The sequence below is a fragment of the Methylobacterium nigriterrae genome, from assembly GCF_037106235.1.
GTDB classification, from domain to species: Bacteria; Pseudomonadota; Alphaproteobacteria; order Rhizobiales; family Beijerinckiaceae; genus Methylobacterium; species Methylobacterium nigriterrae.
In genome coordinates this window covers 1-599 of record NZ_JBAWTG010000491.1, presented here as the reverse complement: position 1 = coordinate 599, position 599 = coordinate 1, and the positions used below count along the sequence as shown (strand labels likewise).

General features: G+C 76.3%; 1 protein-coding gene. It reads left to right on the top strand.

Annotated elements, in window-relative coordinates:
- Nucleotides 1–591: beta/alpha barrel domain-containing protein (locus WDW90_RS37895; protein WP_488803326.1), on the top strand; the 591-nt coding region annotated here is incomplete at its 5' end.
- Nucleotides 592–599: the final 8 nt, after the last annotated feature.

Here is a 599-nt window from a genome sequence, read left to right as displayed (position 1 = left end):
ATGGGCATGAGCCCGGCCGCCTCGATCGAGGGCTTCGCCCGGATCATGGAGACGGTGCGGGGCGCGCCGGTCTCCACCAACGCCACGGTCGCCACCGCCTTCGGCTGCCCCTTCGAGGGCGACCAGCCGGCCGAGAGGGTGATCGCGCAGGTGGAACGCTACCGCGCGCTCGGCATCGCGGGCGTGACGCTCGCCGACACCACCGGCATGGCCAACCCCCGCCAGGTCGAGCGGCTCGTCGCCCGCGCCCTCGCGCTGGTGCCGGCCGAGCGCCTGACGCTGCACTTCCACAACACCCGCGGCCTCGGCCTCGCCAACGTGCTGGCGGCCTACCGGGCCGGGGCGCGCCGCTTCGACGCGGTGCTCGGCGGCCTCGGCGGCTGCCCGTTCGCGCCCGGCGCCACGGGCAACATCTGCACCGAGGACCTCGTGAACATGGCCCACGAGATGGGGATCGCGACGGACCTCGACCTCGACGCCCTGATCGCCCTGTCGCGCGGCCTGCCGCGGCTCGTCGGCCACGAGGTGCCGGGGCAGGTCGCCAAGGCCGGGCGCCCCTGCGACCTCCACGCGCCGCCGCGGGCCGCCTGACGCCCGGG